The sequence below is a fragment of the Streptomyces sp. C10-9-1 genome, from assembly GCF_024497955.1.
GTDB classification, from domain to species: Bacteria; Actinomycetota; Actinomycetes; order Streptomycetales; family Streptomycetaceae; genus Streptomyces; species Streptomyces sanyensis.
On sequence record NZ_JANHKP010000014.1, the window covers coordinates 159,959 to 180,825 of the forward strand.

Genomic DNA, 20,867 nt, shown 5'->3' on the forward strand with positions numbered 1-20,867 from the left:
ACAGCCTACGGCCGCGGTGCGGCGGCGGATCCGCCACCCGCTGCACCGGGCGCGCTCGGGCGCGCCTCTGGGTGGCCGGCCGGCAGGGGCGCGGTACGCCCGGTGCGGACGTCGAGGGCGAGACCGGTCGGGGGGATGGGCGTGCGGGCGGCCGCCGGGCGGGGCCCGTCCGCCGGCACGCCCAGGGCGCGCAGCGCCTCGTCCACGGTGGCGGCGGTGGTCCACACGGTGCGGCGGCGGCCGTCGAGGGTGAGGACGAGGGGCCGTCCGCGGCGGACCTCGACGCGGTCGCCGCTGTCGAGTCCGGCGGCCCGGGGCGGGGAGACCGTGTCGTGCGGGCCGAGCAGGAGGCCCTCCTCGTGCAGCAGGGCCTCGACGTCCCCGGCGAAGGTGTGCAGGGTGCGGGAGTCGCCGTCGGCGGAGAGCCGCACCTCCTTGTCCGCGGCGAGGAAGGCGGTGGTGCCGCCCGCCAGGAAGGCCAGGACCAGGGCCCGGGGCAGGAGCCGCCGCAGCGCCCCGGTGCCGGGTGCCGGTGCCCGGCGCCGGGCACCGCGCCCTGCGCGCCGCCCGCCGCGCCGCCGGGCACCCCTGCGGGCGCGGCGGCGGGCCGGCGGGGGCGCGCCCTCCCCGCGGGGCGGGGCGGTCCCGGGGGCCTCGGAGAGGTCCAGGTGGGCGACGGTGGGGGCGTAGGCGGCCGCGACCCGGACGTCGAGGACGGTGTGCCCGGGATCGGCGGGGGCGGCCGGTGCCCGGGGCGTCGGGGCGGGCGGGCGGCCCGGCGCGCCGGGCGGCGGGGGCACGGCGGCGCCGGGCGGCCGCGACCGCCGCGCCGAGCCGGCGACGAGGGTCGGCGCGGCCGCGGGGGCCGCGGCCGGTGCGGCGGGGTACGCCGGGGGATGTCTGCCCTGCACGCCGGGCACAACGCTCCGGGAGCCCGATCGGTCACCGGCGGGGGCGTCCCTCCGGGGGCCCGGCGGGACGGCGGGGGCGTCCTCCCGGGGGCTTGGAGGGTCAGTAGTCGAAGGCGCGTGCGGTGTTGTCGGCGACGGCCGCCGCCATGGCGTCCTCGCCGAGCCCCTTGACCGCGGCCATCGCCCGCAGGGTGACCGGGATCAGATAGGGGGCGTTGGGGCGGCCCCGGTACGGCACGGGGGTGAGGAAGGGCGCGTCGGTCTCCACGAGCACCAGTTCCGCGGGGGCGGCGGCGAGCGCGTCGCGCAGCGGCTGCGCGTTCTTGAAGGTGACGTTGCCCGCGAAGGACAGGAAATAGCCCTCCGCCGCGCAGACGCGCGCCATGTCCGCGTCGCCCGAGAAGCAGTGGAACACGGTGCGCTCCGGTGCGCCCTCCTCCGCCAGAATGCGCAGCACGTCGGCGTGCGCCTCCCGGTCGTGGATCACCAGCGCCTTTCCGTGGCGTTTGGCGATCTCGATATGCGCGCGGAAGGAGCGCTCCTGGGCCGCGATTCCCCCGGGGCCGGTCCGGAAGTAGTCGAGCCCCGTCTCGCCCACGGCCCGCACCTCGTCGAGGGCGGCCAGGCGGTCGATCTCGGCGAGCGCGTCGTCGAGGGCCGCGTCGCCCCCCGCCTCGCGCCCGGGCCGCACCCGGCCCGGCCCGGACGGATCGGCGCCCGGGTCGCCGAGCACCAGGCGGGGGGCCTCGTTCGGGTGCAGGGCGACGGCCGCGTGCACCTGCGGGTGGGCGGCGGCGGTCTCGGCGGCCCAGCGGGAGCCCTTGACGTCGCAGCCCACCTGCACCACGGTCGTGACGCCCACCGCGGCGGCCCGGGCAAGGGCCTCCTCGACGGTGCCGTCCTGGAGGTCCAGGTGGGTGTGCGAATCGGCGACCGCCACCCCGAGCGGTTCGGGCAGCGGCGGCGGTGCGGACTTCGAACTCATGGGCGCGATCCTACGAGGCCCGCCCCCCGCCCCCCACACCGGCGCGTTCCGCCGGAGGGTGCGGGCGACGGGCCGCCGCCCGTCCGCGGTGCGGGGCCCGGCCCGGTGGACGACCGGCCCCGGCGGCACCGCTCATCTGCGGTGGTGGAAGGGGTGCAGCAGGTCGGAGAGGCGCCGGTGCCGACCGGTGGGGGCCGCCTCGGACGAGGGCCGCGGCTCCTCGGCGGCGGGTGCCGGCACGGAGGCGGCCGCGGGCCGGTCCTCGTGGGGCTCGGTGGCGTGGCCGTGCTCCATGAACTCCTGGACGGTCGAGACCCTCCCGGCCCGCATGATGCGGACGACGTGCCCCCCGCAGTTGAGGCAGGTGGGGCTGGACAGAGGAGACGGCACCCGCTCGCCGTCCGCCCGGTAGACGACGAACGCCCGGCCCTTGGTGTCGACGTGGTGCTCTATCTCGTAGGACTGCTCCCAGCCGTATCCGCAGCGCATGCAGGCGAAGGAATAGGCCTCGTGCACCGTAGGGGTGGTGTCCGTGATCTCGCTCATGCCAGCTCCTCTCCACTGTGTCCAGTGGACGCCCTTTCCGGCGGGAGCGCACAGGCGCCTTCCGACAATATGGCGCGCATTTGGGGATTCCCATGCACTGACGGCCGGGGCACGGTCTGCGCTTTGCCTTTTACGATAGTCCTTTACCGTCTCACGGTGCGGGCCGTGCCGCATTCTTTGCCGCCACGACGGCATCGAACACCTCCCTCTTGGGCAGCCCGGCCTCGGCGGCCACCGCCGCGATCGCCTCCTTGCGCCGCTCCCCCGCCTCCTCCCTCACCCGCACCCTGCGCACCAGCTCCTCGGGGCCGAGATCGCCGGGGTCCGCGGCGGGCGCTCCCTCGACGACGACGGTGATCTCGCCCCGGACGCCCTCCGCGGCCCACTCGGCCAGCTCCCCGAGGCCGCCGCGGCGGACCTCCTCGTAGGTCTTGGTGAGCTCCCGGCACACGGCGGCCCGCCGGTCCGCGCCGAAGACCTCGGCCATCGCCGCCAGGCTGTCGTGGAGGCGGTGCGGGGCCTCGAAGTACACGAGGGTGCGCCGCTCCCCGGCCACCTCGCGCAGCCGGCCCAGCCGCTCCCCGGCCTTGCGGGGCGGGAAGCCCTCGAAGCAGAAGCGGTCCACCGGCAGACCCGACAGCGCCAGGGCGGTCAGGACGGCGGAGGGGCCGGGCACGGCCGTGACCCGGAGGTCCCGCGCGACGGCGGCGGCGACCAGCCGGTAGCCGGGGTCGGAGACCGAGGGCATGCCCGCGTCGGTCACCAGCAGCACCCGGGCACCTCCGGCGAGCGCCTCGACCAGCTCGGGCGTCCGGGCGGCCTCGTTGCCCTCGAAGTAGGACACGACGCGCCCGGAGGTCTGCACACCGAGCGCCTGGGTGAGGCGGCGCAGCCGCCGGGTGTCCTCCGCGGCGACGATGTCGGCGTCCGCCAACTCGGCGGCGAGCCGGGGCGGTGCGTCGGCGACGTCGCCGATGGGGGTGCCTGCGAGGACGAGGGTGCCGGGCTTGGAAGTCACGACTCCATCCTCCCAGGACGGCAGCCGCCACGGGCACGGCCTCGTTCCCTACGATGGCGCGGTGACCAGTACCGCGCCCCACACCATCGAGGGCCAGGAGGCCGGGCCGCAGCCCGGGCGGCTCGACCGGCTGCGCCGGTTCGGCTACGTGCCCCGCCCCGTGACCGGCCTGCGCGACCGCCTCGTGCCGCCCTTCGTCCGCCCGTCGGCCGGGTTCTGGCGGGCGCTGGGGGTGCGGCCCGGCGACGGCGCCGTGCTGGCGCGGATCGCCGCCTGGGGCGGCCCGCTGCTGGTGGCCCTGATCGCGGGACTGCTGCGGTTCTGGAACCTCGGCAGGCCGCACGCGGTGATATTCGACGAGACCTACTACGCCAAGGACGCCTGGGCGCTGGTCAACCAGGGGTACGAGGGCAGCTGGCCCAAGGACGTGGACCAGCGCATCCTGCGGGACGGATCGGCGGTGCTGCCGCCGGCCGACCCGGGCTACGTGGTGCATCCGCCGGTCGGCAAGTGGGTCATCGGCCTCGGCGAGAAGCTCTTCGACTTCACGCCGTTCGGCTGGCGGTTCATGGTGGCCGTCCTCGGCACGCTGTCCGTGCTGATGCTGTGCCGGATCGGCAGGCGGCTGTTCCGGTCGACCTTCCTCGGCTGCCTGGCGGGGCTGCTGCTGACGGTCGACGGGCTGCACTTCGTGATGAGCCGTACCGCGCTGCTCGACCTGGTGCTGATGTTCTTCGTGCTGGCCGCCTTCGGTGCGCTGCTGCTGGACCGCGACGCGAGCCGCCGCCGCATGGCGGCGGCCCTCCCGGTGGACGGGGACGGGGTGCTGCGGCCCGACCGCACCGTCGCCGAGACCCTGCGCCTGGGGTGGCGGCCCTGGCGGCTGACCGCGGGCGTGATGCTGGGCCTGGCCGCCGGGACCAAGTGGAACGGCCTGTTCATCCTGGCGGCCTTCGGTGTGATGAGCGTGCTGTGGGACGTCGGGACGCGGCGCACCGCGGGTGCGGTCCGCCCGTACGCGGCCGTGCTCCGCCGCGACCTGGTCCCGGCGTTCGCCTCCACGGTGCCGGTGGCGCTCGCGACGTACGTGGTGTCGTGGACCGGCTGGATCGCCACCTCCGGGGGCTACCACCGGCAGTGGGCGAGTTCCGGTCCCGGGCGGGACAGCTCCTGGAGCTGGCTGTTCCCGGACTGGTGGCGCAGCCTGTGGCACTACGAGTCGCAGGTCTACACCTTCCACGTCGGCCTCACCGACGGGCACACCTACGAGTCGAACCCGTGGAGCTGGCTGGTCGTCGGGCGCCCGGTCTCCTACTACTACCAGGACGTCGCACCGGGCACCGGCGGCTGCCCGCAGGGCACGGCGGACAAGTGCGCGAGCGAGGTCCTGGCCCTCGGCACCCCCCTGCTGTGGTGGGCGGCCTGCTTCGCCCTGCTGTACGTCGGCTACCGCTGGCTGTTCCGCCGCGACTGGCGGGCGGGGGCGATCCTGTGCGCCTTCCTGGCCGGCTGGGCGCCCTGGCTGCACTACCAGGAGCGCACGATCTTCCACTTCTACGCGGTGGTGTTCGTCCCCTTCCTGTGCCTGGCGGTGGCGATGATGATCGGCGCGCTGCTCGGCCCGGCGGGCTGCGACGAGCGGCGGCGGGCGGTGGGCGCCATCGGCTCGGGGGTGCTGGTGCTGCTGATCGTGTGGAACTTCGTCTACTTCCATCCGATCTACACCGGCGCTCCGCTCCCGATGGAGGAGTGGCGCAACAGGATGTGGCTGGACATGTGGATCTGAGGGCGTGCGGCGGACGCACGGATCCGGCCGAAGCCGCGTCGGCCGGATCCGTGCGGTCGCGTCCCGGTCGGATAACGGCCGCCGCTCGCGGCTCACCCGTCCCGTAGGCTGCACCCGACGCGCCCCTTGAACATGTTCAGACCCAGGGGTGCGCACACCTCGGGGAGGGGTTGCAGGGGGATGCGCAGCGGGATGAAGGTCGCCGTCGTCGGCGGGGTGTTCGCCGTCGTGGCCGGGGGCGTGGGGTACGCGGGGTGGAACCTCGTCGGCTCGGTCGCGGACGGCGGGGACGGGGGGCTCTCCACCAGGTCCGCCCCCAGGAAGACCGGGCCGCCGGACGCGGCCGAGACGGAGGAGGCCGCCGGACGCTTCCTGACCGCCTGGGCGTCCGGTGAGGGCTCGGCGGCCGCACGGCTGACCAACGACCCGGTGGCCGCCGAGGCGGTGCTCGCCGGGTACTCCGCGTCGGCCCACGTGACCCGGGCGGAGATCACCCCGGGACCGGCGACGGGAGCCACCGTCCCGTTCACCGTCTCGGCGACCGTGGAGTACGAGGGCACCTCCGAGACCTGGGAGTACGCCTCCCGCCTCACCGTGGTCCGCGGGCTGAGCACGGGCCGGGCCGTGGTCGACTGGGACCCCTCGGTGGTGCACCCCGAGCTGACCGAGGGAACCTCGCTCAGCACCTCCGAGTCCACCGCGCCGCCGATCAGGGCGGTCGACAGGGACGGGGTGGAGCTGACCGCCGAGAAGTTCCCCTCGCTCGCCGGGATCCTCGACGAGCTGCGCGAGAAGTACGGCGCCGAGGCGGGCGGCACGGCGGGCGTGGAGCTGGTGCTCGCCTCCGACGACGGCAGCGTGCCGGACAGGACCCTGCTGACCCTGGCGGAGGGCGAGCCCGGCACGGTGCCGACCTATCTGGACGCCGGTGTGCAGGCCGCGGCGGAGCAGGCGGTCAGCCGCTACGGCAAGGCGTCCGTGGTCGCCGTCGAGCCGAGCACCGGGCACATCCGGGCGGTGGCCAACAGCCCCGCCGCCGGTTTCAACACGGCGCTCCAGGGCGGTCAGGCCCCCGGCTCCACGATGAAGATCGTGACGGCCGCGATGATGCTGGACCGGGGGCTGGTGAACGGCGCCGACTCCCCGGTGGAGTGCCCGCCCACGGTCGTGTGGGAGCGCACCTTCCAGAACCTCGACAAGTTCGAGGTGCCCGGCGCCACCCTGCGCACGGCCTTCGCCCGCTCCTGCAACACGACCTTCATCAAGCCCGTGAAGCCGCTGGGCGCCGCGGCCGGCAGCGCGCTCGGCGAGACGGCCGCGCAGTACTTCGGCATAGGGAAGGACTGGCAGAGCGGGGTCGTGACCCGCGACGGCTCGGTGCCCGCCTCCACGGGCTCCGAGACCGCCGCGTCCTACATCGGCCAGGGCCGGGTCCAGATGAACGCCCTCAACATGGCCTCGATCGCGGCCACCGTGAAGGACGGCGGCTTCCGCCAGCCGGTGATCGTGCCCGCGTCCCTCGACGACCGCCCCCTGGCCGTCGCCCAGCGGATGCCGGGCGGCATGGCCGAGACCCTGCGCGGGCTGATGCGGGCGGGCGCGGCGCCGGGCGGCACGGGCGCCGAGGCCATGGCCGCGGTCGGCGGCGACAAGGGCGCGAAGACCGGTTCGGCCGAGGTCGACGGCCAGGGGCAGTCCAACTCCTGGTTCACGGCCTTCGCGGACGACCTGGCGGCGGCGGCCGTGGTGTCCGCGGGCGGCCACGGTGGCGACGCGGCCGGCCCCGTGGTGGCGGCGGTGCTGGGCGCCCGCTGAGGGGCGGGGCGCGCCCGGGTGGTACGCGCCCCGGGGCGCCCTCGGCCGTGCGGTGCCCTCAGTGGCCGTCCAGCACCGGGGTGCCGGGGGCGAAGTGGGCGACGGCGGCCTCCAGCCGCTCCTTGTCGAAGTGCCACCCGGTCACCGCCCGGGAGGAGACCGCGGTGCCGGGCGGCACCGGCACCAGGAGGCGCAGGGCGGCATGGGCCTTCGGGCCGTCCCCGGGCAGCGAGGGGGCGCCCTCCCGCCGGGTGACGCCGACGTAGGGCACGGAGGCGGACCCCGCGGCCTGGCGCCACAGCACGAAGCCCGTGATGTCCTCCCAGGGCACGTGGGCGGTGGTGGCCTGGTACCGGGCGGGGCTCCCGCCGAGGAGCACGCCCGTCCCGTCGACCCGGAACGCGACCCTGCGGCTGAGCGCCGTGTACGCCATGAACAGCCCGCCCCCTCCGAACAGGGGCAGCCCCAGCACCTGGGCGAACAGGGGCGTGTCCGGAAGGAGCAGGGCCGCCGTGAAGGCGGCGGAGAGCGCCACCATCATCGAGGTCCTGAGGTCGAAGCCGTAGCGGGCCTGGTACACGGGCGAGGTCTCGCGGTCCATGACAAGATCATGGCAAACGGCGAACGGGCCGGGAAGGCCCGGTCGGCCGGCGCGACCGGTCCGGCCGCGCCGGCCGGCCTCACATCGGTGCCGGCCCCGCCTCCGGGGGGCCCGCGGGCCCCCCGTCCTGGCCCGTCAGCCGGAGGAACTGCGTGTTGACGGCCAGCAGGCCGCCGTCGACCCGCAGCGTGGTCCCGGTGATCCAGGCGGCGTCACCGGAGGCGAGGAAGGCCACGGCGGCCGCGATGTCCTCCGGCTCGCCGACCCGCCCGAGGGGGTAGACCTCCCCCAGTGCGCGGAGGACCTCCGGCCGGCCCTCCCAGGCGCGGGTGCGCACCGTTCCGGGGTTGACCTGGTTGACCCGGACGCCGCGGGGCGCCGCCTCGGCGGCCAGGGTGCGGGTCAGCGAGGCGAGCCCGGCCTTGGCCGCGCTGTAGGCGTGGCCGCCGAAGGACTGCTCGGCGTTGACGGAGCCGATGTTGACGATCGCGCCCCGGCCCCCGGCGGCGGCCAGGGACGGCAGCGCGGCGCGGGCGCACCGCATCGCGCCGCCGAGGCAGATGTCCAGGTCGCGGGCCCACTCCTGGTCGGGAAGCTCCTCGAAGGGGCCCGGATGGTCGATCGCGGAGAAGGCGTTGTTGACGAGCACGTCGAGCCGCCCGAAGCGCTCGGCGGCACGGGCGACGGCCGCCTCTGCGTCGGCGCGGTGGGCCACGTCCACCCGGCATGCCTCGGCGCCGTCGACCGCGGCCGCGGTCTCCTCGGCGGCCTCGGCGTCGACGTCGGCGACGAGCACCCTGGCGCCCTCGGAGGCGAGGCGGCGGGTGATCGCGGCGCCGATGCCCCGCGCCCCGCCGGTGACCAGGACCCCGTACCCGTCGAACCGTCTCATGGCACTCCCCCTCGCCGGACCCCCTACAGCGTGGACCGTATCGCGCGGATCAGGGCCTGCGCGCGGGGATCGGCGGTGACGCCCTTGCGCAGCCCGTTGGTCACATAGCCGAAGGCCGTGCCCGACTCGGGGTCGGCGAAGCCGAGCGAGCCGCCGCGCCCCGGGTGGCCGAAGGAGCCGGGGCCGAGGAGCGGGGCGGCGGGCCCGTGGAGCATGAAGCCCAGCCCGAAGCGGGTGGGCACGACGAGCACCCGGTCCGGGCCCGCCGACTCCTCGGTCCGGGCGAGGGTCAGGGTCGCGGGGGCGAAGAGGCGGCGGCCGCCGTCGACCTCGCCGATGGTCGCGGCGTAGAAGCGGGCCAGGGCCCGGGCGGTGCAGATGCCGCCCGACCCGGGCAGGCCGGCCGCGCGGTAGGCGGGGGCGTTCTCGTCGGGCGGCGGTGCGACGGCGGAGAAGGCGCGGCGGGTGAGCGAGTCCGGGTCCTCGTAGGCGGCGGCGACGGAGCGCTTGGGCCGCAGCCTGGGCCCTCCGCCCTGGGCCGGTCCGGGCTCGGGCACGGGACCGACGCGGCCGACCCGGTGGGCCTCCTCCTCGGGCAGGCCCATCCAGAAGTCCAGGTCCAGCGGGTGGGCGATCTCCTCGGCCACCCAGCGGCCGATGGGGCGCCCGGTCACCCGGCGGACGAGCTCGCCGAGCAGCCAGCTGTAGGTGTGGGCGTGGTAGCCGTGCTCGGCGCCCGGCTCCCAGACGGGGGCCTGCGCGGCGAGCGCCGCGGGCCCGGAGACGCCGTCGAGTGCCTGCTCCGGGGTGAGCGGCTGGTCGAGCACCGGCAGTCCGGCCCGGTGGGAGAGCACATGGCGGACGAGCACCCGCTCCTTGCCCGCGGCCTTGAACTCGGGCCAGTAGGTGCCGACCGGGGCGTCCAGGTCGATCTGGCCACGCTGGTGGAGCAGCAGGACGACGGCGGCCGCCACGCCCTTGGTGGCCGAGCGCACCACCTGCGCGGTGTCGACGGCCCAGGGCTCGGTGCCGTCGACGTCCCGGGTGCCGGTCCACAGGTCGGCGACCTTGCGGCCGTGCCGGTAGACGGCGACGGCCGCGCCGCGCTCGCCGCGCTGCTCGGCGTTGCGGGCGAAGGCGTCGGCGACCGCCTCGTAGCCCTCGGCCACCGTGCCCCGGACGTCCCCCACCTGTGCTCCCTCGCTCGCGTGCATCCCCCCATGGTGCAACGCCCCGGCGGTGCCCCCGGCCGCGGGGGCGGCGGGGCTCAGCTCAGCAGGATCGACACGTCGATGTTGTCGCGGGTGGCGTTGGAGTAGGGGCAGACCTGGTGCGCGGCCGAGACGAGCCGGGCGGCGAGGTCCTGGTCGACCAGGGGCAGGGAGACGCTCAGGGCCACGGCGAGCCCGTAGCCGCGGGCGTTGTTGGGGCCGATGCCCACCTTGGCGGCGACGGTGGACCCGCTCAGGTCGAGTCCGGCGCGCCGCCCGACGATGACCAGGGCGCTGTGGAAGCAGGCGCTGTACCCCGCGGCGAACAGCTGCTCCGGGTTGGTGCCCAGGCCGTCGCCGCCGAGGGCGGGCGGAGCGGCGACCCGGAGGTCTATCCGGCCGTCGTGGCTGGTGACATAGCCCTCGCGGCCGCCGTGGGCGGTGGCCTCGGCCACGTACACGATCCGGGTGGGCCGGGTGTCGAGGGGGTCGGTCTGTTCGCTCACGGTGCGTCCCCGGATCTGTCGCGTTCACCGCCGAAACTGCATCGTGCACAACGTATCGGATCCGGGGAGGCGCCCCGCCACGAGGGAAGCCCCGTCGGGCGCGGGACGCTCCGACCGGCCCTTCCGCTACCGCTCGGCGTCCGCGGCCCGGGCCAGGCGGTGCAGCTCCCTCCGCAGGCGGGTGATCTCGGCGCCGTCCAGGCCCGTGCTGCGGGCCAGCTCCGCGGGCACCCGCTCGGCCCGCCCGCGCAGCGCGGCGCCCTCCTCGGTCAGCACCAGGTGCACCGAGCGCTCGTCGGCCGCGGAGCGCTCGCGGCGCACCAGGCCCGCCGACTCCAGCCGCTTGAGCAGGGGCGACACCGTGCCGTAGTCCAGACGCAGCGCGGCGGCCAGCTCCTTGACGGGCACCTCGCCGCGCTCCCACAGCACCAGCATGGCCAGGTACTGGGGGTAGGTGAGGCCCAGGTCGGCGAGGAGCGGCCGGTAGGCGGCCGTCACCGCGCGCTGCGCGGCGTACAGCGCGAAGCACAGCTGCTCGTCGAGGAGGAGCGAGGCCTCCGGGGCGCGGTCGTGGTCGTTCGTCACGTCCCCATTGTCACGGACGCCGGGTCGAAGCCGAAGGGAAGCTCCAGGCGGTGGGCGCGCATGAGGTCCTCGTCGCACAGCAGTTCCTGCGTCCGGCCGTCCGCCGCGATCACCCCCTCGCTCAGCACCACCGCGCGCGGGCAGAGCTCCAGGGCGTACGGCAGGTCGTGGGTGACCATCAGCACCGTGACGTCCAGCGAGCGCAGGATGTCCGCCAGTTCGCGCCGGGAGGCCGGGTCGAGGTTGGAGGAGGGCTCGTCGAGCACCAGGATCTCCGGCTCCATGGCCAGCACGGTCGCCACCGCGACCCGGCGGCGCTGGCCGAAGGACAGGTGGTGCGGGGGCCGGTCGGCGAAGTCCGCCATCCCCACGCGCTCCAGCGCGGCCGCCACGCGCTCCTCCAGCGCGGCTCCGCGCAGCCCCGCCGTGGCCGGGCCGAAGGCGACGTCCTCCCGGACGGTCGGCATGAAGAGCTGGTCGTCGGGGTCCTGGAAGACGATCCCCACCCGGCGCCGGATCTCCGCGAGGTCCCGGCGGCCGACGGGCAGCCCGGCGACCGACACCGTCCCCACGCCGCCCGTGAGGATGCCGTTGAGGTGGAGCACCAGGGTGGTCTTGCCGGCGCCGTTGGGGCCGAGCAGCGCCACCCGCTCGCCGCGCCCCACGGTCAGGTCGACGCCGAACAGGGCCTGGTGGCCGTCGGGGTAGGCGTACGCGAGGCCGCGTACCTCCAGTGAGGGGGGCGTGTGGGTCATAGCGTCCATCCCAGCAGGCAGACCGCGAGCGCGGCCACGGGCAGTGCGGCGGCGAAGGCCCACTGGGCGGAGGTGGGCCGGGTGTCGTCGAGAACCGGCAGGGTGCCGGTGTAGCCGCGGCTGAGCATCGCCAGGTGCACCCGCTCGCCGCGTTCGTAGGAGCGGATGAACAGCGCCCCGGCCGAGGCGGCCAGGACCTTCCAGTGGCGCACGCCCCGGGCCTCGAACCCCCGGGAGCGCCGGGCCACCGACATCCGGCGCATCTCCTCGGTGACCACGTCCGCGTAGCGGATCATGAACGAGGCGATCTGGACGAGCAGCGAGGGCAGCCGCAGCCGCTGGAGGCCGAGCAGCACCGCGCGCAGTTCGGTGGTGGAGGCCAGCAGCACGGACGCGGCGACGCCGAGCGTGCCCTTGGCCAGGATGTTCCAGGCGCCCCACAGCCCGGGGACGCTCAGCGCGACGCCCAGCACCTCGGTGCGCTCGCCGGGCACCACGAAGGGCATCAGCAGGGCGAAGGCGACGAACGGCACCTCGACCAGGAGCCGTTTGAGCAGGAAGGCGGCCGGGATCCGGGCGACGGCCGCCACGGCGGCGAGCAGGGCCGCGTAGGCGCCGAAGGCCCAGACCGCCTCCCGGGGCGTGGAGACCACGACGAGGACGAAGCCGAGCGCGGCGACCAGCTTGCAGTGCGCGGGCAGGGCGTGGACGGGCGAGTCACCCGCCCGGTAGAGCCGGTGGGAGTGGCCGGCCCCCATCTCAGGCCGCGCTCCGGGGGGCCTCGTCGCGCTCCCGCGGGGCGCTGCGGCGACGCACGGCGTAGAGGGCCCCGGTGCCGACGGCGACGGTGGCGCCGACGCCGATCACTCCGGCCAGACCTCCGGAGAGCCGGGTGTTCCCGACGCCCTCTACCCCGTAGTCGGCGAGCGGGGAGCCGGCGCTCGCGTGCTCCTCGGCGGAGGCGTCGAAGCCCTTGTCGGAGGCGACGCGCTCCAGGCCGTCGGGGTCGCCGGAGGCGTAGAAGGAGAGGAACCCGGCCAGGACCAGCGAGGCGGCGAGCCCGGCGATCCACACGCCCCGGGGCGAGCGGGCGGGCGCCGGCCCGGGGGCGGGGGCGTCGACCAGTTCGCCGCCGACCCTCAGCTTCAGGGGGGCGGTCAGGCCCCGCGCGCCGAACACCAGGTCGGGGCGGACCGCGAGGACGGCGCCCACCGTGAGCGCGGTGATCGCGGCCTCGCCGATGCCGATGAGCACATGGACGCCCACCATCGCGGTGAGCACCGAGCCGATCGGCACCTCCGTGACACCGCCGAGGGCGTAGAGGAGCGTGAAGGCGGCGGCCGAGGCCGGGACCGAGACCAGGGCGGCGACGAAGGAGGCGGCGGTGACCGTGCGGCGGCCGCGCGGCAGGACGGCGGTCAGCCCGCGGAAGACCGCCCAGGCCACGACCACGGTGACGACGCCCATGAGCAGGATGTTGACGCCGAGGGCGCTGAGCCCTCCGTCGGCGAAGAGGATGCCCTGCATCAGCAGCACGACGGAGATGCAGAGCACCCCGGTCCAGGGCCCGACCAGGATGGCGGCGAGCGCGCCGCCGAGCAGATGGCCGCTGGTTCCCGCGGCGACCGGGAAGTTCAGCATCTGCGCGGCGAAGACGAAGGCGGCGACCAGGCCGGCGAGCGGCGCGGTGCGGTCGTCACCGCCGAGGGAGCCGGCCCTCGCGCCCCCCAGCTCCCGCCGGGCCCCGCGGAGCCCGGCGGCGACGGCGCCCGCGGCGGCGACACCGGCGGCCACGGACACGGGTGCGTCGATGAATCCGTCAGGCACGTGCATGGAGAACCCCACTCAGGACAGGAGAAGAACCGTCCAAGAATGGGCCCGCTGCAAATGACTTGCAAGAGCGCAGCGACCACACATGCGTATACGTCCCGAGAAGCGGTCGAGCCGCTACCGCGAAATATGGGACATTAGAGGACAAAGCGGACGAGTGTGAGGAGCAAGGCCGATGTCCCCCACCGTCAAGGAACACGCCCGAGGCCGCATCGTCACCGACGCTCCCCAGTACCGCCCCGTCCGGGTGTCCCTCAGCTACGACCCCGCCGAGGACCCCCAGTCCGTCAGCTTCGCCTTCCCCAGCGGGAAGGAGTGGACCTTCCCCCGCGAGGTGCTGGAGAGCGGGCTGACCACCCCGGTCCGGCGCGGTGACGTCGAGGTCTGGCCGTGCGGGCGGGTCCAGGCGGTCGTGGAGTTCCACACCGCGGACGGTGTCGCGGTCGTCCAGTTCGAGGCGAAGACGCTGCGGCGCTTCCTGCGCCACACCTACGCGCAGGCCGCCGCGGCCCCCACCGCCTGAGGCGCGCGGCCCCCTCGGGCCACCAAGGGACTTCGGCGGACCCACCGGGCGGCCGCCGGACGCGCGGAGGCCGCTGCCGCCGGGAGTTCCCGGCGGCAGCGGCCTCACCGTGTGCGGCGGCCCCCGTCCCCACGGTGCCGCCGCTGTCCGGGGGCTCGCTCACCCGGCGCACCCGCACCGGCCCCGGCGGCCGGTGCGCTTTCCCGCACACCGGCCCGCCGGACGCCCCCGGAGCCTCTCGGGCGTCAGACCCGGGCCAGCTCGCGGTCCGCGTCACCCTCGCCGGAGCCGTCGGACGCGGACGCGGAGCCCCGCAGCCGGTCGCCCTCGACGTCCACGTCGGGCAGCACCCGGTCCAGCCAGCGCGGCAGCCACCAGGCCCTGGCGCCGAGCAGCGCCAGCACCGCGGGCACGATCGCCATCCGGACGACGAAGGCGTCGAAGACGACGGCGATCGCCAGGCCGAAGCCGATCATCTTGATCATCTGCTCGCTGGAGCCGATGAAGCCCGCGAAGACCGCGATCATGATGACCGCCGCCGCGGTGACCACCCGGGCGCCGTGGCGGAAGCCCGTGACGATCGCCTCGCCCGGCCGCTGCCCGTGGACGTACGCCTCCCGCATCCGGGTGACGAGGAAGACCTCGTAGTCCATGGCCAGCCCGAAGACCACACCGATCATGAAGATCGGCATCATCGACATGATCGGGCCGGTCTGCTCCACACCGAAGAGCGAGCCGAGCCAGCCCCACTGGAAGACGGCCACGACCGCGCCGAGCGCCGCCACCACCGAGAGCAGGAAGCCGAGCGCGGCCTTGAGCGGCACCAGGATCGAGCGGAACACCACCATCAGCAGCAGGAAGGCGAGGCCCACGACCAGCCCGAGGTAGGGCAGCAGCGCGTCGTTCATCCGCTGGGAGAAGTCGATGTTCATCGCGGTCGCGCCGGTGACGTACACCTCGTCGCCGGACTGCTCGCGGATGTCGTGGACCAGGTCCTCGGTGGCCTTGGAGGAGGGGCGGTCCTCGGGGATCACCGTGATCATCGCGGCGTCGCCCGCCTTGTTCGGGGTCGGCGGCGTGACCGCCGCCGCGCCCTCGATCCCCCGGATGGTCTCGGCGGCGCTCTCGGCCGCGTCCGCGTCGCCGTCGACCACGACCACCAGCGGGCCGTTGAAGCCCGGGCCGAAGCCCTCGGAGAGCAGGTCGTACGCCTTGCGCTGGGTGGTGCTGACGGGCTGCGAGCCGTCGTCGGGCAGGCCCACCTCGAGCGAGGCCGCCGGGACGGCGACGGCGCCGAGGCCGATGACTCCGGCGAGCAGCACCACGACCGGGCGGCGGAGCACGAAGCGCGCCCAGCGGGTGCCCGCGTTGGGCTTGGCGGTCTCCCCGCCCGCGGCGGCCCCGTCCGCCGCCGCCGAGCCGCCCTCGGCGTCCTTGTCCTTCGCGGCGAGTGCCTTGCGCACCGCACGGCCCAGCACCCGGTCCCCGGCGAAGCCGAGCAGCGCGGGGATCAGCGTGAGCGCGACGAGCACCGCGATGGCCACGGTGCCGGCGGCGGCGAAGCCCATCTTGGAGAGCATCGGGATGTTGACGACGGCGAGGCCCACCAGGGCGATGATCACGGTGAGGCCGGCGAAGACCACGGCGGACCCGGCCGTGCCGACGGCCCGTCCGGCGGCCTCCTCCGCGTCCCGGCCCTCGGCGCGCTCGACGCGGTAGCGGGAGACGATGAACAGCGCGTAGTCGATGCCGACGGCCAGGCCGATCATCATGGCCAGCGTCGAGGTGGTGGTGCCCAGGTCGAGCGTGCTGGCCAGGGCGGTGATGCCCGAGATGCCGATGCCCACGCCGATGAGCGCGGTGACCAGCGGGAGACCCGCCGCGACCAGCGAGCCGAAGGTGATGACCAGCACGATCGCCGCGATCACCACGCCGACGATCTCGCCCGCGCCGGTGTGCGGGATGGTCTGGAGCGCGTCGCCGCCGATCTCGACGGTCATCCCGCCCTCGCGCGCGGCCTCGCCGGTCTGCTCCAGGGCGGAGCGCGTCGACTCGGTCAGCTCGAAGGGGTTCGTCTTGTAGGTGACGGAGATGTACGCGGTGGAGCCGTCCTGCGAGACGGCCTGGGAGGCGTAGGGGTCGGAGACGGAGGCGACCTGGCCGGAGCCCGAGGTCAGGTCGGCGACCGCCTCGGTGACCTCGGCCTTGAGGTCGGGGTCGTTCACCGAGCGGCCCTCAGGGGCCTTGAAGACGACCCGTGCGGTGGCGCCGTCGGCATTGCTGCCGGGGAAGCGCTCCTCCAGCAGGTCGAAGGCGCGCTGGGCTTCCGTGCCGGGGATCGAGAAGGACGAGGAGGTGGCGGCCGGTGCGGTCGCCGCGCCGAATCCGGCGAGGGCCAGCAGGGCCACCCACAGCAGGGCGACGAGGCGGCGGCGCCGGAACGCCGACCGTCCGATCTTGTACAGGAACGAGGCCACGAGGGCTACTCCCATGTGTGAGGCGAACAGGACAGGGGGAGTCGGCCCGACGACGAGAGCGGCGCGTCAGGAGCTGCGGGTGAGCGGATCGTGCGGGACCCGGGGAGGGGCACGCGCGGGCGGGGGACCTGCGCGTTCCGGAGCGGGGACTCCGTGCACCGGAGCGGCGCTCCGGCGGGGGCGCTCCGGCGGACGCCGGAGCGGGGGACGGGGTGGCCCGGGAAGCAGGCCCCGGGTCAGGCTGAGAGGGCGGGCAGGACCACGGCGTCGAGGTAGTCGGTCAGGAAGGCCCGGTCGGGGACCCGGTCCTCGATCAGCTCCCTGGCGACGAAGGCGCCGATCATCATGTGCATCACATAGCCCAGGGCGGGGTTGTCCGGGCGGATCTCCCCCCGGTCCACCGCCCGGCGGAGCACCACGTCCAGCCCGGTGATCTCCGGGGCGACGAGGTGCTCGCGCAGCGCCTGGTGGAGGTCGGGGTTGGTGTGGATCGCCTGGGCGAGCCCACGCATCAGGGCGCAGTCCTTCTCCATCCGGCAGTCGTCCGAGCGGTCGAGCATCGCGTGGAAGTCGCCGTGCAGCGTGCCGGTGTCGATCTCGGCGGCCTGGACCGGCTTGTCGTGCCGCACCGCCTTCACCACGAGTTCGGCCTTGCTCCCCCACTGGCGGTAGAGGGTGGCCTTGCTGGAGCGCGTGCGGGTGGCCACGGCGTCCATGGTGAGGGCGTCGTAGCCGACCTCGCGGAGCAGGTCGAGCACGGCCTCGTAGATCTCCGCCTCGCGCTCGGGGGTGAGCCGGCTGCGCGTCATGACCCGCCTCCTCGGCGATCGAAGGGAACGAAACCGTTTCGTACATGACGACCGTACCCCAGGGGCGGAGCGAAACGAAGTCGTTTCGCTTGTGGGCTGGGTCACGCGGCGGCCCGCCGCCGGGGGCCCGCCGGCCGGCGCCGGCACGAGTTGCCGCACCCCCGCGCCGCGGAAACCATGGGTGGGGTGAGTGAGCACGCCGCGTACCTGCGCTTCCCGCATCTGCACGACGACGTGGTCTGCTTCGCCACCGAGGACGACCTGTGGGTCGCCCCGCTGGCGGAGGAGGGGCGGCGGCCCGGCCGGGCCTGGCGGCTCACGGTGGACCGCACCCGGGTGGGCCACCCCCGCTTCTCCCCCGACGGGACCCGGATCGCGTTCACCAGCTGGCGCAGCCTGGACCCGGAGGTCCACCTGGTGCCCGTCGACGGCGGTCCGGCCCGGCGGCTCAGCTACTGGGGCTCGACCGACACCCGCGTCTGCGGCTGGACCCCCGACGGGCAGATCCTCGCCGTCTCCTCCCACAACCAGCCCTTCTCGTACTTCTCCTGGGCCTACAGCCTCCCGGTGGACGGCTCCCCGGGCAGACGCCTGCCCTGGGGGCCGGTCTCCGACATCGCCATGGCCGACGCGGTCCGGGCCCCGGCGCCGGAGGGCGAGGGCGTCGACCGCCGCACGCTGCTGCTGACCGGCAAACCGCCCCACGAGCCCGCCGCCTGGAAGCGCTACCGCGGCGGGGCCACCGGACGGCTGTGGCTGCACGGCGGACGCCTGCTGCCCGACCTGGAGGGACACCTCGACTGCCCGATGTTCGTCCGGGGTCCCGGCGCCGCCACCTGGGCGCCGGAGAGCGGCGGCCGGATCGCCTTCCTCTCCGACCACGAGGGCGTCGGCAACCTCTACTCGTGCCGTCCCGACGGCACGGACCTGCGCCGCCACACCGACCACGACGCCTTCTACGCCCGGCACGCCTCCAGCGACGGCCGCCGGATCGTCTACCAGTGCGCGGGCGACCTGTGGGCGGTCGACGCCCTCACCCCGGACTCGGTGCCGCGCCGGCTGGAGATCCGCCTCGGCGGGCCGCGCACGGGCCGCCGCACGTACCAGGTGCCGGCCGCCGGGCACCTGGACGCGCTCTCCGTGGACGAGACCGGCCGGGCCAGCGCCGTCGGCGTACGCGGCAGCCTCTACTGGCTCACCCACCGCGACGGCCCCGCCCGCACCATCGCCGACACCCCCGGGGTGCGGGTGCGCCACCCGCAGATGCTCGGCAGCGGCGGCCAGGTCGCCTACATCACCGACGCCGAGGGCGAGGACGCCGTCGAGATCGCCTACCTCCCCCGGGCCAGCGGGGACCGCCCGCCGCGCCGACTGGCCCACGGGGCGCTCGGCCGCGTCCTGGAGGCCGTCCCCGACCCCGAGGGCGAGCGGATCGCCGTCGCCTCGCACGACGGGCGGCTGCTGCTGGTCGACACGGCCGAGGACGGCGAGGGCGAGGTCACCGAGCTCACCCGCTCCCTCAACGGCCCCGTCCGCGACCTGGCCTTCTCCCCCGACGGCAGCTGGCTCACCTGGTCCCACCCGGGCATCGGCCGCTCACTGCGCCAGATCAGGATGGCCCGCATCGCCGACCGGGCGGTCGTGGACGTCACCAACGGCCGCTTCGAGGACGAGAACCCGGTCTTCACCAGCGACGGCCGCTTCCTCGCCTTCCTGTCCTGGCGCGGCTTCGACCCCGTCTACGACGTGCACACCGGCGACCTGTCCTTCCCGCTGGGCTGCCGGCCCTACCTGGTGCCGCTCTCCTCCGCCACCCCCTCCCCCTTCGCCCTCACCCCCGAGGGGCGTCCGGCCGCGGGCGGGCTCGACCCGCTCCAGGGCACCGGCGACGGCACAGTGATGGTGGAGACGGAGGGCCTGGAGAGCCGCGTCGTCCCCTTCCCCGTGGCCGCCTCCAAGTACTCGGCCCTCCACCCGGTGAGCGGCGGCGGCCTGGTCTGGCTGCGCTGGCCCATCTCCGGCGCACTGGGCGAGACCTTCGCGAACCCGGCCGACACCTCGGGCCGCCCGACCCTGGAGCACTTCGACCTGTCCAAGGCGCGCCGGAGCGAACTCGTCGACCATCTCGACTGGTTCGCGGTCAGCGGCGACGGCACCCGGCTCGTCGTCGTCGACGAGGGCGAGCTGCGCGCGGTGCCCGCCACGGAGGCCGGCGACGGGGACTCCACGGTCTACCTGGACATGCGCCGCATCCTGCACGAGGTCGAGCCGGCGGCGGAGTGGCGCCAGGCGTACCGGGAGGCGGGGCGGCTCATCCGCGCGCTGTTCTGGGAGCCCGGCATGTGCGGGATCGACTGGGACGGCGTGCTGGAGCAGTACCGGCCGCTGGTGGAGCGGGTCGCCTCGCCGGACGAGTTCGCCGACCTGCTCCGCGAGGTGCTGGGCGAGCTGGGCACCTCCCACGCCTACGTGACCCCCGCGCGGCGCAACGAGGGGCCGCCCCACTACCAGCGCGCCATGGGCCTGCTGGGCGCCAACCTCGTCTGCCGGGAGGGGCGGTGGGTGGTCAGGCGGATCCTGCCGGGCGACTCCTCCGACTCCAAGGCGCGCTCCCCGCTGGCGGGTACCGGCATCCGGGAGGGCGCGGTCCTCACCCATGTGGACGGCCGGCCGGTCGACCCGGTGGCCGGGCCGTACCCGATGCTCTCGGCGGCCGGGGGCACCACGGTCGAGCTGGCCTTCCTGCCCGCCGAGGAGGACGAGGAGATCCCGGTGGAGACCGCGGCGGAGGCCCTCGCGGCGGCCTCGGCGCCCGCCGAGCGGCGCGCCGGGGGGCGCACCCGGCGGGTGGCGGTGGTGCCGCTGGTGGACGAGCGCCCGCTGCGCTACCAGGACTGGGTGGCCAAACGGCGCGAGGTGGTGCGGCAGTTGAGCGGGGGCGCCTGCGGCTATCTGCACATCCCGGACATGGGCGGCTCGGGCTGGGCCCAGTTCAACCGCGACCTGCGCCTGGAGATGTCCCGCCCGGCCCTCATCGTGGACGTGCGCGGCAACGCGGGCGGCCACATCAGCGAGCTGGTGGTCGAGAAGCTCACCCGCAGGATCCTCGGCTGGGACCTCACGCGCGACGCGCAGCCCGTCAGCTACGCCTCCAACGCCCCGCGCGGACCCGTGGTGGCCATCGCGGACGAGGCCACGTCCTCCGACGGCGACATGATCACCGCGGCGTTCCGGCTGCTGGGACTCGGCCCCGTGGTGGGCACCCGGACCTGGGGCGGGGTCGTGGGGATGACGGGCCGCCACCGGCTGATCGACGGCACGGTCATCACCGTGCCGATGAACGCCGCCTGGTTCGACGCCTACGGGTGGTCGGTCGAGAACCACGGAGTGGAGCCCGACGTGCACGCCCTGCGCACCCCGCTGGACTGGGCGGAGGGCCGGCACACGGACATGGACGACGCCATCCGCCTGGCCCTCGACCTGCTGGAGTCCTCACCGGCGGCGGAGCCCCCGGACTACTCCTCCGTACCGGACCTGCGCAGGCCACCGCTGCCGCCCAGGGGGTGAGGCGCCCGGCCGGCGGGGCCGGGCACCCGGCGCGCCGCCGGGCACGCCGG

18 protein-coding genes are annotated in these 20,867 nt (G+C 75.2%); 4 read left to right on the top strand and 14 right to left on the bottom strand.

What is annotated here, in order from left to right:
• Positions 1–5 precede the first annotated feature (5 nt).
• From NPS70_RS28755 to rsmI, 4 genes are all read right to left on the bottom strand, one after another.
• Positions 6–911: a ubiquitin-like domain-containing protein gene (locus NPS70_RS28755; RefSeq protein WP_308315035.1), complete on the bottom strand. Its 906-nt coding sequence runs from the start codon at positions 909–911 to the stop codon at positions 6–8.
• 100 nt (positions 912–1,011) lie between these two features.
• Positions 1,012–1,896, bottom strand: coding sequence for a TatD family hydrolase (locus NPS70_RS20985; RefSeq protein ID WP_256525894.1), 885 nt, complete (start codon positions 1,894–1,896; stop codon positions 1,012–1,014).
• A 132-nt stretch (positions 1,897–2,028) separates the two neighbouring features.
• Positions 2,029–2,442 carry a hypothetical protein gene (locus tag NPS70_RS20990; RefSeq protein ID WP_256525895.1) on the bottom strand — a complete coding sequence of 138 codons (414 nt, stop codon included), beginning with the start codon at positions 2,440–2,442 and terminating at the stop codon, positions 2,029–2,031.
• A gap of 151 nt (positions 2,443–2,593) precedes the next feature.
• Positions 2,594–3,460, bottom strand: a complete 867-nt coding sequence (gene rsmI, locus NPS70_RS20995; protein ID WP_256525896.1) for a 16S rRNA (cytidine(1402)-2'-O)-methyltransferase — start codon at positions 3,458–3,460, stop codon at positions 2,594–2,596.
• 61 nt (positions 3,461–3,521) lie between these two features.
• Between rsmI and NPS70_RS21000 the strand changes: the two genes are divergently transcribed.
• Together NPS70_RS21000 and NPS70_RS21005 are read left to right on the top strand one after the other, a co-directional pair.
• Entirely contained in the window at positions 3,522–5,246 is a 1,725-nt protein-coding gene (locus NPS70_RS21000; protein ID WP_256525897.1) for a phospholipid carrier-dependent glycosyltransferase, read from the top strand.
• 180 nt (positions 5,247–5,426) lie between these two features.
• Positions 5,427–7,061 carry a penicillin-binding transpeptidase domain-containing protein gene (locus NPS70_RS21005; protein ID WP_256525898.1) on the top strand — a complete coding sequence of 545 codons (1,635 nt, stop codon included), beginning with the start codon at positions 5,427–5,429 and terminating at the stop codon, positions 7,059–7,061.
• 58 nt (positions 7,062–7,119) lie between these two features.
• On the opposite strand, the gene NPS70_RS21010 is transcribed toward NPS70_RS21005, so the two are convergent.
• The 8 genes from NPS70_RS21010 to NPS70_RS21045 all read right to left on the bottom strand — a co-directional run bounded on the left by NPS70_RS21010 (position 7,120) and on the right by NPS70_RS21045 (position 13,444).
• Positions 7,120–7,662 carry a hypothetical protein gene (locus NPS70_RS21010; protein WP_256525899.1) on the bottom strand — a complete coding sequence of 181 codons (543 nt, stop codon included), beginning with the start codon at positions 7,660–7,662 and terminating at the stop codon, positions 7,120–7,122.
• 79 nt (positions 7,663–7,741) lie between these two features.
• Positions 7,742–8,554 carry an SDR family NAD(P)-dependent oxidoreductase gene (locus NPS70_RS21015; RefSeq protein ID WP_256525900.1) on the bottom strand — a complete coding sequence of 271 codons (813 nt, stop codon included), beginning with the start codon at positions 8,552–8,554 and terminating at the stop codon, positions 7,742–7,744.
• A 23-nt stretch (positions 8,555–8,577) separates the two neighbouring features.
• A complete protein-coding gene (locus tag NPS70_RS21020; RefSeq protein ID WP_256525901.1) occupies positions 8,578–9,768 on the bottom strand; it encodes a serine hydrolase domain-containing protein in 1,191 nt (396 codons plus the stop codon).
• A gap of 53 nt (positions 9,769–9,821) precedes the next feature.
• Positions 9,822–10,271, bottom strand: coding sequence for an organic hydroperoxide resistance protein (locus tag NPS70_RS21025; RefSeq protein ID WP_256525902.1), 450 nt, complete (start codon positions 10,269–10,271; stop codon positions 9,822–9,824).
• Positions 10,272–10,397: 126 nt separating this feature from the next.
• Positions 10,398–10,856, bottom strand: coding sequence for a MarR family transcriptional regulator (locus NPS70_RS21030; RefSeq protein ID WP_256525903.1), 459 nt, complete (start codon positions 10,854–10,856; stop codon positions 10,398–10,400).
• Positions 10,853–11,611: an energy-coupling factor ABC transporter ATP-binding protein gene (locus tag NPS70_RS21035; protein ID WP_256525904.1), complete on the bottom strand. Its 759-nt coding sequence runs from the start codon at positions 11,609–11,611 to the stop codon at positions 10,853–10,855. The genes NPS70_RS21030 and NPS70_RS21035 overlap by 4 nt, the downstream gene beginning before the upstream one ends.
• A complete protein-coding gene (gene cbiQ, locus NPS70_RS21040) occupies positions 11,608–12,369 on the bottom strand; it encodes a cobalt ECF transporter T component CbiQ (protein WP_256525905.1) in 762 nt (253 codons plus the stop codon). Before cbiQ ends, NPS70_RS21035 begins: the two co-directional genes overlap by 4 nt.
• Before the next feature lies 1 nt (position 12,370).
• Positions 12,371–13,444 (bottom strand): energy-coupling factor ABC transporter permease, encoded by a 1,074-nt coding sequence (locus NPS70_RS21045; RefSeq protein WP_256525906.1) that lies wholly within the window; start codon positions 13,442–13,444, stop codon positions 12,371–12,373.
• 172 nt (positions 13,445–13,616) lie between these two features.
• On the opposite strand from NPS70_RS21045, the gene NPS70_RS21050 reads away from it, so the two are divergent.
• Positions 13,617–13,964 carry an SsgA family sporulation/cell division regulator gene (locus NPS70_RS21050; RefSeq protein WP_256525907.1) on the top strand — a complete coding sequence of 116 codons (348 nt, stop codon included), beginning with the start codon at positions 13,617–13,619 and terminating at the stop codon, positions 13,962–13,964.
• A gap of 245 nt (positions 13,965–14,209) precedes the next feature.
• On the opposite strand, the gene NPS70_RS21055 is transcribed toward NPS70_RS21050, so the two are convergent.
• Positions 14,210–16,441, bottom strand: coding sequence for an MMPL family transporter (locus NPS70_RS21055; RefSeq protein ID WP_256525966.1), 2,232 nt, complete (start codon positions 16,439–16,441; stop codon positions 14,210–14,212).
• 236 nt (positions 16,442–16,677) lie between these two features.
• Positions 16,678–17,250, bottom strand: a complete 573-nt coding sequence (locus NPS70_RS21060; RefSeq protein WP_256525908.1) for a TetR/AcrR family transcriptional regulator — start codon at positions 17,248–17,250, stop codon at positions 16,678–16,680.
• 177 nt (positions 17,251–17,427) lie between these two features.
• Here NPS70_RS21060 and NPS70_RS21065 point away from each other — a divergent pair, with 177 nt between their 5' ends.
• On the top strand, positions 17,428–20,817 hold the full coding sequence (locus tag NPS70_RS21065) for a S41 family peptidase (RefSeq protein WP_305886148.1): 3,390 nt from the start codon (positions 17,428–17,430) through the stop codon (positions 20,815–20,817).
• The last annotated feature ends 50 nt before the right edge of the window (positions 20,818–20,867 follow it).

Excerpts from the sequence above, each read along its gene's own strand:
- NPS70_RS20985 (WP_256525894.1), bottom strand. The coding sequence starts at position 1,896 with ATGAGTTCGAAGTCCGCACCGCCGCCGCTGCCCGAACCGCTCGGGGTG.
- NPS70_RS20990 (WP_256525895.1), bottom strand. The coding sequence starts at position 2,442 with ATGAGCGAGATCACGGACACCACCCCTACGGTGCACGAGGCCTATTCC.
- NPS70_RS21005 (WP_256525898.1), top strand. The coding sequence starts at position 5,427 with ATGCGCAGCGGGATGAAGGTCGCCGTCGTCGGCGGGGTGTTCGCCGTC.
- NPS70_RS21010 (WP_256525899.1), bottom strand. The coding sequence starts at position 7,662 with ATGGACCGCGAGACCTCGCCCGTGTACCAGGCCCGCTACGGCTTCGAC.
- NPS70_RS21015 (WP_256525900.1), bottom strand. The coding sequence starts at position 8,554 with ATGAGACGGTTCGACGGGTACGGGGTCCTGGTCACCGGCGGGGCGCGG.
- NPS70_RS21020 (WP_256525901.1), bottom strand. The coding sequence starts at position 9,768 with ATGCACGCGAGCGAGGGAGCACAGGTGGGGGACGTCCGGGGCACGGTG.
- NPS70_RS21035 (WP_256525904.1), bottom strand. The coding sequence starts at position 11,611 with ATGACCCACACGCCCCCCTCACTGGAGGTACGCGGCCTCGCGTACGCC.
- cbiQ (WP_256525905.1), bottom strand. The coding sequence starts at position 12,369 with ATGGGGGCCGGCCACTCCCACCGGCTCTACCGGGCGGGTGACTCGCCC.
- NPS70_RS21045 (WP_256525906.1), bottom strand. The coding sequence starts at position 13,444 with ATGCACGTGCCTGACGGATTCATCGACGCACCCGTGTCCGTGGCCGCC.
- NPS70_RS21050 (WP_256525907.1), top strand. The coding sequence starts at position 13,617 with ATGTCCCCCACCGTCAAGGAACACGCCCGAGGCCGCATCGTCACCGAC.
- NPS70_RS21060 (WP_256525908.1), bottom strand. The coding sequence starts at position 17,250 with ATGACGCGCAGCCGGCTCACCCCCGAGCGCGAGGCGGAGATCTACGAG.
- NPS70_RS21065 (WP_305886148.1), top strand. The coding sequence starts at position 17,428 with ATGGGTGGGGTGAGTGAGCACGCCGCGTACCTGCGCTTCCCGCATCTG.